A 16,866-nucleotide genomic window follows, 5' to 3' on the forward strand; every position below is an offset into this window, starting at 1 on the left:
GGAAAGTGGGGAAGTGGAAAATATGGAAAGTTATAAAATAGGATTGGATATTGGGTCTACAACAGTGAAGATTGCTATATTAGGTGAAAATAATAATTTAGTTTATAGCAAATATGAAAGACACTTTTCTGATATAAGAACTACCATAATTAACCTTATTAATAGTACCTTTGAGGTAATGAAAGAAATAGAATGTACAGTGGTTGTAACTGGTTCAGGTGGATTGTCTGTATCAAAGTGGCTTGGTATTGAATTTGTTCAAGAAGTTATAGCTTGTACAAAAACTGTTGAAACCTTGATACCTGATACGGACGTTATTATCGAGTTAGGTGGAGAAGATGCAAAGATTACCTACTTTGGAGGTGGCATAGAGCAAAGAATGAATGGAAGCTGTGCTGGAGGTACGGGAGCATTTATTGATCAAATGGCCATGCTCTTAAATACTGATGCTATGGGGTTAAATAATCTTGCTAAGAACTATAAAATAATTTATCCAATAGCTTCAAGATGTGGAGTTTTTGCAAAAACAGATATTCAGCCACTGATTAATGAAGGAGCTAATAAAGCAGATATTGCAGTATCTATTTTTCAGGCGGTAGTTAATCAAACAATTGGAGGTTTAGCATGTGGAAAGCCTATAAAGGGAAAGGTGGCGTTTTTAGGAGGGCCGCTATACTTTTTACCAGAGCTTAGAAATAGATTTATAGATACTTTGAATTTAGATGAGGAGCACTATATTGCACCAGAAAATTCACAGCTTTATGTTGCTATAGGTGCTGCACTTTTATCGGAAAAAGAAAATATTGTTAATCTTTCTAGTATTGTAAATAAAGTGAATAGAATTTCACATATTAAGGATAAAGAAACTCAGAGACTTGAGGGGTTATTTGCTTCTAAAAGTGAGTATATAAAATTTGAAGAAAGACATAACAAGGCTGTGGCTGAAACTAGTGACTTAACTAGTGAAAGTGGAAAAATATTTTTAGGCATTGATGCAGGGTCAACCACAACAAAAGCTGTGCTTATGGATCAGAACGGTAAACTGCTGTATCATTTCTATGAAAGCAATGAAGGAAGTCCATTAGAAAAAGCAGTTAGCATTTTAAAGGATATTTATAGTAAGCTTCCTGAAGGAGTAGAGATTGTAAATTCTGCTGTAACAGGATATGGCGAAGGCTTAATAAAGACGGCGCTTCATATTGACATTGGGGAAATTGAAACAATGGCTCACTATAAAGCAGCTGATTATTTTCTTCCAGGGGTAGAATTTATCTTAGATATTGGTGGACAAGATATGAAATGTCTACGAATAAAAAATGGTGCAATAGATAGTATTCTTTTAAATGAAGCTTGCTCATCAGGATGTGGTTCTTTCATTGAAAGTTTTGCTAAATCTCTAGATATGAGGGTAGAAGATTTTGCGACAGAAGCTTTAAAATCAACTGCACCGGTGGATTTAGGTTCTAGATGTACAGTTTTTATGAATTCCAGAGTGAAACAAGCTCAAAAGGAAGGTGCATCAGTTGCAGATATATCAGCTGGGTTATCTTATTCCGTAATAAAAAATGCTCTGTTTAAAGTCATAAAGCTAAGAGATAAAAGTGAAATAGGAGATAAAATTATTGTTCAAGGTGGTACTTTTTATAATAATGCCATACTGAGGTGCTTTGAGTTAATATCTGAGAAAGAGGTTGTTAGACCTAATATTGCTGGATTGATGGGTGCATTTGGTTGCGCTTTAATTGCTAGAGAAAGATATATTGAGGGAGAAAAATCATCAATAGTTTCAAAGGCAGAGGTTGAATCTTTTTCAATGGAGTCATCATTTAAAAGATGTGGACAATGTGGGAATAACTGCTTATTAACTTTAAATGAATTTAAAAATGGTGAAATATTTATTTCAGGAAATAGATGTGAGAGAGGATTAGGTATTGAGAAAAGTAAAAAAGAACAAGCACCAAATCTTTACAAATACAAGTATAAAAGAACTTTTTCATATAAAAGTTTAAAGGTAGAGGATGCAATAAGGGGAGAAATTGGTATACCAAGAGTGTTAAACATGTATGAAAATTATCCATTTTGGTTTACTCTTTTAACACAGCTTGGTTTTAGTGTGAAATTATCTGCTCCATCTAGTAAAAAGATCTTTGAGTTAGGAATAGAGACAATTCCATCAGAATCTGCATGTTATCCAGCAAAGCTTGTACATGGACATATTATGGATTTGATTAAAAAAGGCGTGAAAACTATCTTCTATCCATGTATACCTTATGAAAAAAGAGAGTTTAAGGAACCAACCAATCATTTTAATTGCCCTATGGTGACATCATATCCTGAGGTAATAAGAAATAATATGGATGAGTTAAAGGATAATGGGATAAGGTTTATTGAACCATTCTTTTCTTTGGATGATGAGAAGGGACTCCCTAAAAGAATTGTTGAAGAGTTTAAAGAGTATAATATATCCTACAAGGAAGCAAAAGAAGCTGTTAATGCGGCTGTGGAGGAAATGAAAAAATTTAAAAAGGATATTGAGAAAAAGGGCGAAGAGGCCTTAGTTTATTTAAGAGAGAATAATAAAAAGGGAGTTGTATTATGTGGAAGACCATATCATGTAGATCCCGAAATTAATCATGGTATTCCGGATATAATTACCTCCTATGATATGGCTGTTTTAACTGAGGACAGCATTGCTCACTTAGGGCAGCTAAAAGATGATTTAAGAGTCGTAGATCAATGGGTATATCATTCAAGGTTGTATAGAGCTGCTGCTTTTGTAGGAGATAATCCAAATTTAGAAATAATACAACTTAACTCCTTTGGTTGTGGATTAGATGCTGTGACTACAGACCAAGTTTCTGAGATAATTGCATCAAAAGGTAAATTATATACTTTATTAAAAATAGATGAAGGTAACAATTTAGGGGCAGCAAAAATTAGAATACGTTCATTAAAGGCAGCTATAGATGAAAGAGAAAGAAAAAATTATGTTCCAGTTGAAGAGAAGATTGAATATAAGAATCCTCCTTTTGATGAAAATATGAGGAAAAAACATACTATATTATGTCCTCAAATGGCACCAATACATTTTGATTTAGTGGAAGCAGCTGCAAGAGCTAGTGGATATAATGTTGTTGTATTGCCATCCATGGATATGACGGCAGTAGATGAAGGTTTAAAATATGTAAATAATGATGCTTGTTACCCTTCTATAATAGTTGTAGGACAGATGATACAAGCTTTAAAGTCAGGAAAATATGATTTAGATAATACTTCTGTTATCATTACTCAAACAGGGGGAGGCTGCAGAGCCACAAATTACATTGGCTTTATAAAATTAGCACTTAAACAGGCTGGCTTTGAAAATATTCCAATTATATCATTGAATACTTTAGGCATGGGAGAACAGCCAGGCTTTAAGTTAACACCAGGATTTTTAAACAGAGGAGCTATGGCCTTAGTTTATGGAGATTTGTTTATGAGAGTTCTCTATAGAGTTAGACCTTACGAAAAAGTAAAGGGCTCCGCTGATAGTTTATATAAAAAATGGAGTGAAAAAGTAAAAGAAAACCTTGTGAATGGTAAGAGAAAGGAATTTAATTTTAACATTATAAGTATTATAAAGGAGTTTGATAACTTGCCAATTATTGATTCAAGGAAGCCTAAAGTTGGAGTTGTGGGTGAGATTTTAGTAAAGTTTCATCCAACAGCTAATAACGATATAGTAAGGGTTATTGAAAGTGAAGGTGCAGAAGCAGTAGTACCAGATCTAATTGATTTCTTTTTATATTGTATCTATGATACAAAGTTTAAGGCTGATTATTTAGGTAAAAGTAAAATAACAAAAGCTTTGAGCTTTGTTGGTATTGAAATTATAGAAAGTTATAGAAAAACCATGAGAAAAGAGCTTGATAGAAGCAAGAGATTTAGCAGCCCTAAAAAAATTAATCAGCTAGCAGAATTAGCTTCACCATTGATATCTGTTGGAAATCAAACTGGGGAAGGATGGTTTTTAACAGGTGAAATGCTCGAATTAATTGAAAGTGGTACAACCAATATTGCGTGTATTCAGCCATTTGCATGCCTTCCGAATCACGTTACAGGAAAGGGAATGATAAAGGCGTTAAAGGATAAATATCCAAGTGCTAATATTGTTGCCATTGATTATGATCCAGGAGCATCTAATGTTAATCAGCTCAACAGAATTAAGCTAATGTTATCAGTTGCCTTTAAGAATTTAGAAAAAGAAATCTATGTTGATAAAGGTAAAGAAAATAAGGAGAAAAATAAATCTGATGAAATAGCAATAAAAGCAAAAGAAATAGTTGCAATTGCTAAAGATATAGTAAGTAATGATGATTCAATTACATCTATAGAAAGTAGAATATAGTTAAAAAGCGGTTATGTTAGGTGTTTCTAAACATAACTGCTTTTTTAATTATAAAATTTAAAGTACAGCTAAGTTTCGCTAAGTATATTAATTTTAGGTGGATGTAATATTTTTAGTTAAAATTGCACAAATATAAAAAGATTTATATTAAATTTACATCCACGTAATTTACATATATAAGGAAATATAGTATATTAGTCGGAGGGCATAAAGTGAACAAGAAAGTTTAGGAGGAATCATCATGAATAATAGAGAAGAAGAAGAAAAGGAAATTCAATCAACAGAGGAAGTGGAAAACGTTGAAAATGTTGGTGAAGAAGTTTTAGTATCAGAAGAAGATATTAAAGACAATGAAGAGATATTAGTCGAAGAGAAAGTAATGGAGTCTGAAGAAATAAAGAAAGAAAAAGGTTTCGGATCTAGATTATTAGCATCAATACTTGATCAAGTATTTTGTGTTGGAATTAGTATAATTTTATTATTTATAATTAGTGCGATAATACATATGATTGGTTATAGATTTGTTTTAATTGGTAAATACAATATGTTTATTATTATATATATAATAGTTAATATTTTTTACGCTCCGATTATGACGGCTTCAAAATTAAAGAATACTTTTGGTAGAACGCTTTTAAAACTTTAAAATTATTTAAACTCATGAGTAAGATTACTCATGGGTTTTATTTTGATTAAAGGTAAGATTTTGTATATAATTAAGGTGAATTAAAGATAGGAGTAGATTTGCATGTTGAAGAAAATAACGATACTAGCAACAACGGATGTACATAGTAATATTTGGGGATATAACTATGAAAATAACAAAGAAATGCCTCAATGTGGAATGGCAAGTCTTTATACATATATAAATGAAGTAAGAAAGAAGAATCCTAATACTATCCTTGTTGATAATGGAGATATACTCCAAGGTACCATTTTAACTGATGACTTATATAATAGAGGGTGGGAAAAGGAACATCCCTTAGCCACTGTGATGAATTATATGGGTTATGATGCAATGAATTTAGGAAACCATGAGTTTAATTTTGATTTGCAAATACTTAAGAATTTTGAAAGAGAATTAGAATTTCCTGCAATATCTGCTAACACTGTCTACAAGTTGAGTGGGAAGGAATTTGTTAAGCCCTATACCATTGTAGAAAAAGGTGGAGTAAGTATAGGAATAATTGGTGTAACGACTCCCATGGTACCGCAATGGGTTGGAAGTAAAGTGGAAAATTTAAAATTTTTGCCTCTGGTTGAAACTGTAATAAAATATATAGATGAAATAAAGGAAAAGTCAGATATAATAATACTTTTAGCTCATTGTAGCCTAGATGGAGAGATAAACCCATGTGAAGATGCTGCTAGAAATATTGTTGAGGCATGTCCGGAAGTAGACGTCCTTGTTGTAGGACATTTTCATATAACTGTAAAGGATAAAATTAATAAAACTATAATAGGTGGTGCAACAGATAAAGGAAGAGAAATTATTCACTTTGATTTATATTTAAATAAAGAGAATAATGTAGTTAATAAAGAGGTAAAAATTGTTGATATGAAAAATTTTGAGCCTAGTAATGAAATTAGAGAACTACCAATAGTTAAAAAGGCACACAATGAAACTATTAATTTAGCTCATGGCGAAGTTTTAGGAAAAGCTTTGAGGGATTTTCAACCTAGCAATGAAATCAATTGGATACCTCAAGGAAGGCTGGAGGAAACTCCTGTAATTCAATTAATAAATAGAGTTCAATTATTAAATTCAGGAGCAGAGGTTTCAGCAACGTCCTTAATACGAGAAAATTGTAATATTCCAATGGGTAATATTACATATGGAACTATATGTGGTATATATAAGTTTGATACTAAGTTATATGTTGTTGAGGTTACAGGGGAACAGTTAAAGGAATATATGGAGTGGACTGCATCAGCATATAATCAGTTAAAAGAAGGCGATGTGTCTATAAGTTTTTCTACAGATATTCCAGGGTATCAGCATGATTTCTTTTCAGGAGTAACCTTTAATATTGATTTAAAACAGCCTATAGGAAAAAGGATTATAGATTTAAAATTAAAGGGGGAATTAGTTAAAAAGGGGCAGATAATTAAACTAGCTGTGAGTGATTATTGTTATTACACTACGTTGAAGGGCAGGGGATTTACAAAAGCTGAGCCTATTTGGAAGTCTAAACGTTTGGTGAAGGAAATGTTAATAGATTATATAAAGAAAGTAAAAAATATAAATCCTGAATTGGATGGTAATTGGAAGCTTCTTGGAATGAACTTTGATGAAGATATAAGAAGTGAGTTGATTTCTAAAGTAAATAAGGGAATTTTGGATATACCTTATAATAAATCTTTAAATGTTTTGGAACTTAAGGAAAGTGGGATAATATAGAAAATAAGGTATGAGTACTTTGGTGTATTCATACCTTATTTCTATATATGTTTAATATGTTCGGTGTTATTTGAATATACTAATCTTCTATGAAAATTATTTATTTGAAGTAGGTGAACGCCGGTATCACCCGTTGAAAAAAATATTGAGCTATTTAAGGGAAGCTCGAGAAAACTTCTTAGAAGCATGTTTATTATTCCGCCGTGGGCAACAATAGCTATTGTTGAGTAAGGGTTATTTTCAGCTATTATCTTTGAAAGGATTGCTTCAGCCCTGCTTCTGAAGTTGATCATAGATTCCATGCCGTATAAAGCAGTATGTGGATATCTAACTTCAGGTTCAGGGTATTTTTCGTTTGCTTCTTCTCTTGATAGACCTGCTAGAAGACCATTATTGAACTCCATTAGATTATCCTCAAAGGTGATAGGTGCATGTGTGGCTTTTGAAAGGCTTTGAGCAGTTTCCTTAGCACGTAGTAAGGGGCTAGAGTAGATTTTTGATATTTTATAGTTGGATGATAAAGCTTCAGCCATTACAGTAGCTTGTTTTATTCCAAGATTAGTTAAGGGAAAGTCGGCTCTTCCTTCGTGTACATTGAGAATGTCTGCCTCAGACTGTCCATGTCTTATTATAAGTATGTACAATAATAATCATCTCCTTTATATAAAATAAAATTTCAAAAAATTCTAAACAAAACGATGAAAATATTATATCATAGGTATTAACAGGATATTGTTAACGTTATTTTAAAATACTAAGAAGTTAATTCAGATTTATATATTTTAAATATACTTAAAGGAGGTATTTTATTGAGGTATGTAATTGTTTCTGTATTAAAAGGTAAGGGTGGCGAGTTTAATAATTCTTTAAGAAAAGAGGTCTTTAAAAAGTTTAAAGCTAGATCGTCTAAATTGCCAGCTCATTTTACTATAAAGGCGCCTTTTGAATATGATGGAAGTATATTAGAATTAGAAAATGCTATATCGAAGTATTGCAATTTAAATAAAAAACAAAATTATAAAGTTGAAGGATTTAATCATTTTGATGATAGGGTAATTTTTATGGATGTGAAGATGGATAAACAATGCAGAATGCTTCATGATACTTTAATAGATGAACTTACTAAGATATCCTTCTTGAAATTTTCTGATATAGATGGAAGAAATAAAAAAGTTCACGTAACTGTGGCATCTAAAAAAATAAATAAAATATTTGAAAGTTTATGGGCATACATAAGTACACTAAGTTGTAATTTTGATGAAGATTTTGATAACGTGACAGTTTATAAATGGCAAGGGGATACTTGGGTGCTTCATAAGGAATTTAAATTTAAAGGTTAATTAAAAAAATAAAAAATAGATAAAAAAAGTAAGTGACAGCTACATAATGAACTGACCCTTTCTACTATAAAAGGAGCATATCATAAGATGAGCTGTCATTCACTTTTAAAACATATTGGACATGTATGATTTAGCTATGTTTTTATGCCCATTTTTAATAAGTGTGTCAACAACAAGACTTCTGACTTCGTAGCTGCTAGTATAATTTGCTTCCCTTGAAAGAAGCTTTAAACTGTTTATTATGTCTTCACTTAACAGTTTAATATCACTTGAAGTTACACTTATTCCAATATCATCAGCTGCATTTTCTATCGAAGTTATAATTTTTGAAGGATTGAAGTCTACAATTTTTCCATCTTTTTTCATTAACTTCATAAATATTATAGTAAGATTAATTAATAATCCTACTAAAAATCACCTCTTTTCTATATATGTATATTATAGTATGCCCTATTTAATTCATGTGTTAATTATAATGAAAGTAAAAGTAATAATTATTAAGTATATTTGATGATTATTCTTTAATATGATGTATAAATAACGAAAAATAGCGCAATTAGTCAAATAAACAAGAAAGTCTAGAAGGAATAACATTGGATGTATAGAATATTCATTAAATAGAGGGTTTTTATTAACTTATTATATTTAAAGAAAGGTAGGGATATTTATGACTAAAAAAGAGTTAAAAGCTAATGTGTTACTTTTATTGACTGCAGCAATTTGGGGATTTTCTTTTGTAGCACAAAGAGTGGGATCTGAGCATCTAGGAGCCTTTACTTTTAATGGTATTAGATTTGCTATTGGAAGTATTTCTTTGCTTCCACTTATTCTATTTTTGAGTAGGAAGAAGGCAAAGAATGTTCAGGAGGATGTTAATACAATAGAAGCAGATAGAAAAGAAACTTTTAAAGCTGGATTAATAGCTGGAATAGTTTTGTTCATTGCCGCTGCTTTACAGCAAATAGGGATGGCATCAACAACGGCAGGTAAAGGTGGATTTATAACTGGTATTTATATGGTAATAGTACCTGTTTTAGGATTATTTTTAAAACAAAAAACCAATAAAAATACATGGATTGGAATTGTTCTTGCCATTATTGGATTGTACTTATTAACGATTACAGACGGATTATCAATAGGAAAAGGCGATTTACTGGTTCTTATGAGTTCTTTTCTATGGGCAACGCATATATTAATAATAGATAATTTCACCAAAAAGATAGATCCTTTAAAATTATCTAGTATTCAATTTGCAACATGCTCAATTTTAAGCTTAGTAGTTGCTTTGGGTTTTGAAACTATCACAGCTGCAGGGATAAAAGGAGCGTTAATGGCAATTTTGTATGGCGGCCTTTTATCTGTTGGAGTGGCATATACCCTGCAGGTTGTTGCTCAAAAGGATGCAAAACCAACACATGCAGCAATTTTATTAAGTATGGAGTCAGTATTTGGTGTTATTGGCGGAGCTTTATTCTTAGAAGAAAGCTTAAATGGTAGAGGCTTGATAGGATGTGTGTTAATATTTGTAGCAATTATTATTTCTCAAATAAAGCCTGCGGATGAATTAAAGTCAGTTAATGAGGAGACTGTAACTATAAAGTAAAGATAAAAAGCTATTAATCAAGAAAATGATTAATAGCTTTTTTATCGTACATAGTCAAGTAATTTCAAATAAGAAATACAATAATAAATTAAAAGCAAGCTTGAAAGGAGATTTAAAAAGCCATGAAATAGCTTTTCAGATGTGGAGTTAGTTTTTATATAAAGTATTTTAAAGTTGATTTTACAGGGGTAAAAAAGCTCAACTCCTTGGGGATTAAACAAATCTAATAGAATATGTGAGCCATACCCTACATAAAACCCAAAGGTTATTGAATGAACAACTATATTGAACTGACTGATGTAGTTTAAAGCAATGCAGACAATTCCGAGAAGAAGTAAGAAAACAATACTGTGAGTAAAACCACGATGTTTAAAATTTTTTCCAAAATGTTTTGAAAGAAATGGATATCTTTTGCTTACATAGGAACTTTTCATATCTATGTCAGGAAAAGATGAACCTAAGTCTGCAAAATGAAAATATAGAAATATTAACAACAGCTTATAAGGCAAGTTATAGTTTTCTATAAATTTAATTATAAAAGGATATATCGCAAAGGCTGCAATCAAAAATCCTCCTGATGAATGCGTTTGTTTTGTCATTTGTGCACCTTTAATATCTTCACCTTATTTATATTCTGATAATGAATATCATATTGATATTATACAATAATAACAAAAAGGAGTACATATGTTTTCATAATTTATTCTTTATTAAAACAATCATATTACTTCTATTGATTTATGACTGTTTTAATAAAGATATACAAAAAATAGTTAAGTTACTTTTTAAAAGCATTAAGGTAGTTATTTTCTGCAAATTCCCAATTTACAATACTCCAGAAAGAGGTTACATATTCAGATTTTCTATTCTGATATTTTAAATAATACGCATGTTCCCATAGATCTAAACATAAAATTGGATGTTCTTTTTTTACAAGAGGTGTATCTTCATTCAGTGTAGTTTTAATAGATAAATTACCTTTATTATCTGATACAATCCAGATCCATCCAGAGCCACAAAGGTTTAAAGCAGTCTTTTCAAATTCTAACTTGAAATTATCAAATGACTTAAATTGAGTTTCAATAGCATCTCCAATATTAGCAGTGGGATTGCCACCACCTTGAGGTGAAATACTTCTCCATAAAAAGTTATGATTATAAATTCCACCTGCATATTTAAGTATGGTTTCTTTTGATTCTTTCTGTATTATCTTGGAATTATGTAGAATTTCCTCAAAGTCTATGGATTCAAGCTCAGGATATCTTCTGACCTCTGAAATATAATTATCAACATATGCTTGTTCAATTTTTTCATGATGTATGACTATAGTGTCACTGTCCCAATAAGGTTCAAGGGAATCTTGACTGTAAGGCAATGGTTCAAGAGTATAAGTAGAGTTTAAGCATGAGGAATTTGACTTTGGAATGTTATTTAATGGAGTTAATCCATATACGGTTTCAGAACATATGACTATGAATAAAAAAAATCCTAACAGGTATTTTAATTGTTTCTTCAAGTTTATCACCTCTAATATAGTTTTTTTCAATTGGTGCTTTTTTATTTGTAGAAAATATTGGAAAGAGAAAGAAAATATTTAGACATGCGAATTAAGTTTGTGATATAATACATATATTAGGTAAAATGTAATTAGATGGGGGTATTTTTATGAGAAACATTCAATTAGATGATTTTACAAAATACAAATTTTTATCATCACTAGAATTATCGCCTAAAGGTGACAAGGCAGGCTTTGCGGTAACTTCATGTAATTTAGATGACAATAGCTATAGTTCAAATTTATGGGTGTATGATTTGAAAGATAAAAAATCATATCAGCTCACAGCGATGAATGGAGAGCGAAATTATATCTGGCTTAAGGATAATGAAACTATAGTATTTCAAGCAGTTAGAGAGCGCAAGGATAAAGATGCTTTGAAAAACGGTGAAGAATTTTCGCAATTTTACAAAATTAATATTCATGGCGGAGAAGCAGTGAAAGCTTTTAAAATTAATATGAATGTAAACTCAATATATGAAATAAATGATGATTTATTTATATTTACTGCAACCCATAAAGCTGGAGAGAAAAAATATTTTCAGTTAAGTGACGAAGAAAGGAAAGAGTATTTAGAAGCAAAAAAAGATGATAAGGATTATGAGGTTTTAGATGAAATACCATTTTGGAGCAATGGAAGTGGATTCACTAATAAATTAAGAAGTGGGTTATATAAGTATCATGTTAAAGAAAATTTAATTGAACCAATTACTGAGGAGTTTTCTTCTGTTATGGGAATTGAGGTTAATGAAGAGAAAAATCTTATTGCCTTAGTTTCAAGTTCCTATAAGGATATGGCACCATTAAATGATGAGTTATACATATATGATTTAAATGGTGGTAACTTGACTTTAGTTTCTTCAAAAGAAGAATTTTCTTATGGACATGTTAAGTTTATTGGTGAAAATAGCCTTCTGGTTTCAGGAACAGATAGGAAAGACTATGGAATAAATGAAGATGGAAAATTCTATTTGATAGATTTAAATTCAAAAGAAAGAAAGTTGTTAACTTCAGATTTTGATAATAGTTTGTGGAACTCTGTAGGCTCTGACTGCAGATATGGTGGAGGAAAAAATTCAGTAAAAGATGGGCAGTATTTATACTTTATCACAACTGAAAGGGATAGCTCTTACTTAAATAGAATTGATATTGAAGGCAATGTAGAAAGGGTTGATGAAGTAAAAGGCTCTATAGATTGTTTCGATGTTAAGAATGGTAATATTATTACAATTGCCATGAGAGAACAAAAGCTTCAAGAATTATATCTAATAAAAGATGGTAAAGAAGAACAAGTTACTAATTTTAACACTTGGATTCAAGAAGAGTTTAAGGTTATAAAGCCAGAATTAGTTTTAGTAGAATCAGATAAGGGTGTAACAATTGAAGGATGGGTATTAAAGCCAGCAGATTATGTGCCAGGTAAGAAATATCCAGCTATATTAGATATTCATGGTGGTCCTAAAACTGTTTATGGTGAAGTTTTCTATCATGAAATGCAGTTGTGGGCTAACATGGGTTACTTTGTGTTCTTCTGTAATCCGAGAGGCAGTGATGGAAGAGGTAGAGCCTTTGCTGATATTCGTGGAAAATATGGTACCATTGATTATGATGACTTAATGAAATTCACAGATGAAGTATTAAAGACCTATGGTGATATTGATGAGGAAAGAGTAGGGGTTACTGGTGGGTCTTACGGTGGATTTATGACTAACTGGATTATAGGTCATACTAATAGATTTAAAGCGGCTGCGTCTCAAAGAAGTATTTCAAACTGGATATCAAAATTCTGCACAACAGATATTGGATATTATTTTGTTGAAGACCAAAATAGTGGAACTCCATGGAGTGATGTTGATAAACTTTGGTTCCATTCACCACTTAAGTATGCAGATAAGGTAACTACTCCTACTTTGTTTATCCACTCTGAAGAAGACTATAGATGCTGGCTTGCAGAGGGGCTTCAAATGTTCACTGCTCTTAAGTACCATGGAGTTGAATCTAGGCTTTGTATGTTTAGAGGTGAAAACCATGAATTAAGCAGAAGTGGAAAACCAAAGCACAGAATAAGAAGATTAACAGAAATAACAAATTGGTTTGAAAGTCATTTGAAATAGTTTTTAAAGTGAGTGTACGATAATGTGCACTCATTTTATTTTGTGAAAATATTTACTTTAAGTAGCAAAAATGGAGATAAAGAAATATTTTATAATATAGCATTTATACTTATTATCTTAAGAATGGAATATAGCATTTTATCTTAGCTTTATGAAGGCTTAAGCGATTAAAGAACAAAGGGAGGAATCTATATGTGTGGAATTGCTGGTTGGATTGACTTCAACAATAAAATAAATCATGAAGAAAAAATAATAAAAGCAATGAGGGATACTTTAGTAAGAAGAGGTCCAGATGAAGGCGGAGTTTTTAAAAGTCAGAAAGCGGTTTTGGTTCATCGAAGATTAATAGTAATAGATCCTGAAAATGGAAAGCAGCCAATGAACTACCAAGGAAATGGCAGGAATTATACATTAGTTTATAATGGTGAGTTATATAATACTAATGAATTAAGAAAAGAAATTGAAGCTTTTGGATATGAATTTAAGGGTCACTCAGATACAGAAGTCTTGCTAGCATCCTATGTATGCTTTGGTGAAAGTTGTGTTGATAAATTAAATGGAATTTATGCTTTTGCAATTTGGGACAGTGTTAAGGAAGAACTGTTCGTTGTAAGAGATAGAATGGGGGTTAAACCTTTATTTTATTATGACTATGATGGAGGAGTAATATTTGGTTCGCAAATAAGTACTATATTAAGTCACCCAAGAGTTAAGCATGTAATAGATGAAAATGGATTAAGTGAATTATTTATGTTAGGGCCAGGAAGAACACCAGGGTGCGGAGTAATAAAAGGTGTAAAGGAGCTAAAGCCAGGTGAATATTTAAAGCTTTCAAAAGGAAACATGAAACTTAAATATTATTGGACATTAAAAGCTAAAGAGCATTTAGATGATATAGAAACTACAAAAGAAAGAACTAGAGAATTAATAATTGATGCTATTGAAAGGCAGCTAATTTCAGACGTTCCGTTATGTTGTTTTTTATCAGGTGGATTGGATTCCAGCATCATTTCAGCTATTGCTTCAAAACATTATGAAAAAGAAGGAAAGGGAAGGCTTACTACGTATTCAGTAAATTATACTGACAATGACAAATATTTTACTAAAAGTATGTTCCAGCCTAATAGTGATGAAGTATTTATTGATATAATGTCTAAGTTTATTAATTCCGAACATAGAAATATTGAATTAAGTAATGTTGATTTAGACATAGCCTTGGAAGGTGCCATGGAAGCTCGTGACTTGCCAGGCATGGCAGATATAGATTCATCTTTACTCCTATTCTGTCGAGAAATAAAGAAAGACTTTACAGTAGGTGTTTCAGGTGAATGTGCTGATGAGCTTTTTGGTGGTTATCCATGGTATCATAATGAAAAAATATTATTTGAGGAAAATTTTCCTTGGTCAAGGACTTTAGAGCTTCGCCATAATGTTTTAAAAAGTGGAATTATCAAAAATGGAGATGATTATGTATTAGAAAGATATTTAGGTACTGTTAAAAGCACAGATAAGCTTTCAACAGATTCAGCATTAGATAGCCGGATGAGAGAAATGTTCATGCTTAATCTATATTGGTTTATGCAGACTCTTTTAGACAGAAAGGATAGAATGAGTATGTACAATGGACTTGAAGTAAGAGTTCCATTCTGTGACCATAATATAGTGGAGTATGCTTATAATATGCCTTGGAACATCAAATCAAGTGAAGGAAGAGAAAAGGGGATAGTTAGAGAAGCGATGGAAGGCATTTTACCAGAAGAGATTTTGTGGAGAAAGAAGAGTCCATATCCAAAAACTCACAATCCAATATACATGAACCTGGTAAGTGAAGGTGCAAGAAAGATTTTAAATGATAAATCCTCTTTGGCTGCAACATTAATAAATCATGATACTATAAATGGAATAATAGAAAATCCTAATGCGTTAGCTCAGCCATGGTATGGTCAATTGATGAGAGCGCCACAAGTATTAGCATATATTATTCAATTGGATTTATGGTTTAAGAAATTTAATATTGATATAGAATAGTAATAAGGGCTGTTGAAATGTCAACAGTCCTTATTTATTATCATGTTTAATAATAAAATAATAGAAAGGATAAAGGTAGTGTTGTTTTAGAGAGAAAATTGCATTAAAGATAATAAACATCTTATTAAATATATTAAGGTGTTTAAGTATTAATAAAATAGTTAATGAAAATTATATAAAAGTATGGTTTAATATAGTATATATTTATTATAACTGAAGGGAGTGCTTTTTAATGGCAGTTAGAAAAATTGTTCAATACGGAGATAAGCATTTAAATAAAATAAGCGAAGAAGTTAAGGAAATTAATGATGAAATAAAGGGTCTTATTCAAGACTTAAAGGATACTTTAGGAACTGTTAGCGGAGTTGGTTTAGCAGCACCACAAATAGCAGTAAATAAAAGAGTTATATTAATAGATGTAACAGAGGATAATAGTGATCCAATTATTTTAATTAATCCAAAAGTTAAAAGTGCGTCAAAGGAAACTGCAGTTGATTATGAGGGGTGTCTTAGCTATGTAAATCACGAAGGATTAGTAGAAAGACCAACTAGCATGGTTGTTGAAGCATTAAATGAAGAAGGAAAATTAATTACTTATAGTGTTAAGGATTTTATGGCTAGAGTTTTCTGTCATGAGATGGACCATCTTGAAGGTATCTTATATATGGAAAAAGCAACAGAAATGTACGTGCTTGAAGATATAGAAGAATAATTGAAAGTCTTAGGGGAAGATAGATATATAATCTTCGTCTAAGATTTTTTTTAAGTGAATGTCCAAATCTTTGATTTGGTTAACATAAATTCAAGTGGCTATCTAATCTATGCTTTAGTTATTTTTGCTCATTATATGGATTTATATTATATTTTGGATTATTATAGAATAAGTGAAATTTAAATTAATGGTAAGAATATAAGTATAAACATTCAATATATGTTTTAATTTAAATTTTGAAATTCAATTTTATGTTTTCATAGGGTTAAGAGTTTCATTAGGAAAATATAAATGAAATGGGTATGTTGTACTCATAGGAGGATAAGTATGTTTAATAAAGATGAAATAATTGAAATTTTAGAAGATAATGATTTAGATAATGTAAAAGAAATAAAAAAACATGATGAATGTTTTATTGTTAAATTTTCGTATGAATTTGATGACTTGGAATTAGAAGGCGCAAGAGAGTATGCTGATGATGAATGTGAAGATGAAAAAGAGGGAGAAGAATGGTATCAAGAATATCTTCTTCCATATTTAAATGACATGGCAATTGATAATATTAATGATATTATAGATGAAATTGCCGATGATTATTCTTTAGATTATGAGATGTTATCATTTGAATTGTCTGAGGATAGTTATGAGGAAATGTCATTTTTGGTTGCGTTTTACAGAAAGAATCTTCCAATCAGCATTGATGATTTAATTTTAGAGCTATAA

The 16,866-nt window shown here is 30.9% G+C and carries 13 protein-coding genes; 9 read left to right on the forward strand and 4 right to left on the reverse strand.

The annotated features are described in order from the left end of the window. Positions 1-22: 22 nt before the first annotated feature. The 3 genes from BN1075_RS14540 to BN1075_RS14550 all read left to right on the forward strand — a co-directional run bounded on the left by BN1075_RS14540 (position 23) and on the right by BN1075_RS14550 (position 6,791). Positions 23-4,390 carry a 2-hydroxyacyl-CoA dehydratase gene (locus BN1075_RS14540; RefSeq protein ID WP_081911617.1) on the forward strand — a complete coding sequence of 1,456 codons (4,368 nt, stop codon included), beginning with the start codon at positions 23-25 and terminating at the stop codon, positions 4,388-4,390. 241 nt (positions 4,391-4,631) lie between these two features. Then, complete coding sequence (locus BN1075_RS14545; protein WP_040193949.1) at positions 4,632-5,036, forward strand: RDD family protein; 405 nt, start codon at positions 4,632-4,634, stop codon at positions 5,034-5,036. 102 nt (positions 5,037-5,138) lie between these two features. Next, positions 5,139-6,791: a bifunctional metallophosphatase/5'-nucleotidase gene (locus BN1075_RS14550; protein WP_052406564.1), complete on the forward strand. Its 1,653-nt coding sequence runs from the start codon at positions 5,139-5,141 to the stop codon at positions 6,789-6,791. A 41-nt stretch (positions 6,792-6,832) separates the two neighbouring features. Here the strand turns inward: BN1075_RS14550 and BN1075_RS14555 are convergent, their stop codons facing one another. After that, positions 6,833-7,435, reverse strand: a complete 603-nt coding sequence (locus BN1075_RS14555; RefSeq protein ID WP_040193950.1) for a histidine phosphatase family protein — start codon at positions 7,433-7,435, stop codon at positions 6,833-6,835. A 165-nt stretch (positions 7,436-7,600) separates the two neighbouring features. Here BN1075_RS14555 and BN1075_RS14560 point away from each other — a divergent pair, with 165 nt between their 5' ends. Beyond that, the gene (locus BN1075_RS14560; protein ID WP_040193951.1) at positions 7,601-8,131 is read left to right on the forward strand and encodes a 2'-5' RNA ligase family protein; all 531 of its coding nucleotides are present in this window, start codon (positions 7,601-7,603) and stop codon (positions 8,129-8,131) included. 105 nt (positions 8,132-8,236) lie between these two features. Here BN1075_RS14560 and BN1075_RS14565 read toward each other — a convergent pair whose 3' ends face one another. Beyond that, entirely contained in the window at positions 8,237-8,497 is a 261-nt protein-coding gene (locus tag BN1075_RS14565; protein WP_197072326.1) for an ATP cone domain-containing protein, read from the reverse strand. A 301-nt stretch (positions 8,498-8,798) separates the two neighbouring features. On the opposite strand from BN1075_RS14565, the gene BN1075_RS14570 reads away from it, so the two are divergent. Further along, complete coding sequence (locus tag BN1075_RS14570) at positions 8,799-9,734, forward strand: DMT family transporter (RefSeq protein WP_040193953.1); 936 nt, start codon at positions 8,799-8,801, stop codon at positions 9,732-9,734. 41 nt (positions 9,735-9,775) lie between these two features. Here the strand turns inward: BN1075_RS14570 and BN1075_RS14575 are convergent, their stop codons facing one another. Then, positions 9,776-10,333, reverse strand: coding sequence for a metal-dependent hydrolase (locus tag BN1075_RS14575; protein ID WP_040193954.1), 558 nt, complete (start codon positions 10,331-10,333; stop codon positions 9,776-9,778). 179 nt (positions 10,334-10,512) lie between these two features. Beyond that, positions 10,513-11,250, reverse strand: coding sequence for a superoxide dismutase (locus BN1075_RS14580; RefSeq protein ID WP_052406566.1), 738 nt, complete (start codon positions 11,248-11,250; stop codon positions 10,513-10,515). A gap of 149 nt (positions 11,251-11,399) precedes the next feature. On the opposite strand from BN1075_RS14580, the gene BN1075_RS22240 reads away from it, so the two are divergent. From BN1075_RS22240 to BN1075_RS14600, 4 genes are all read left to right on the forward strand, one after another. Beyond that, positions 11,400-13,403, forward strand: coding sequence for a S9 family peptidase (locus tag BN1075_RS22240; protein WP_040193955.1), 2,004 nt, complete (start codon positions 11,400-11,402; stop codon positions 13,401-13,403). Between the two features lie 192 nt (positions 13,404-13,595). Next, positions 13,596-15,431, forward strand: coding sequence for an asparagine synthase (glutamine-hydrolyzing) (gene asnB, locus BN1075_RS14590; protein WP_040193956.1), 1,836 nt, complete (start codon positions 13,596-13,598; stop codon positions 15,429-15,431). Between the two features lie 232 nt (positions 15,432-15,663). After that, the gene (gene def, locus BN1075_RS14595; protein ID WP_040193957.1) at positions 15,664-16,143 is read left to right on the forward strand and encodes a peptide deformylase; all 480 of its coding nucleotides are present in this window, start codon (positions 15,664-15,666) and stop codon (positions 16,141-16,143) included. Positions 16,144-16,470: 327 nt separating this feature from the next. After that, a complete protein-coding gene (locus tag BN1075_RS14600) occupies positions 16,471-16,866 on the forward strand; it encodes a hypothetical protein (protein ID WP_040193958.1) in 396 nt (131 codons plus the stop codon).

The organism is Clostridium culturomicium (genome assembly GCF_000821305.1).
GTDB lineage: Bacteria > Bacillota > Clostridia > Clostridiales > Clostridiaceae > Clostridium_J > Clostridium_J culturomicium.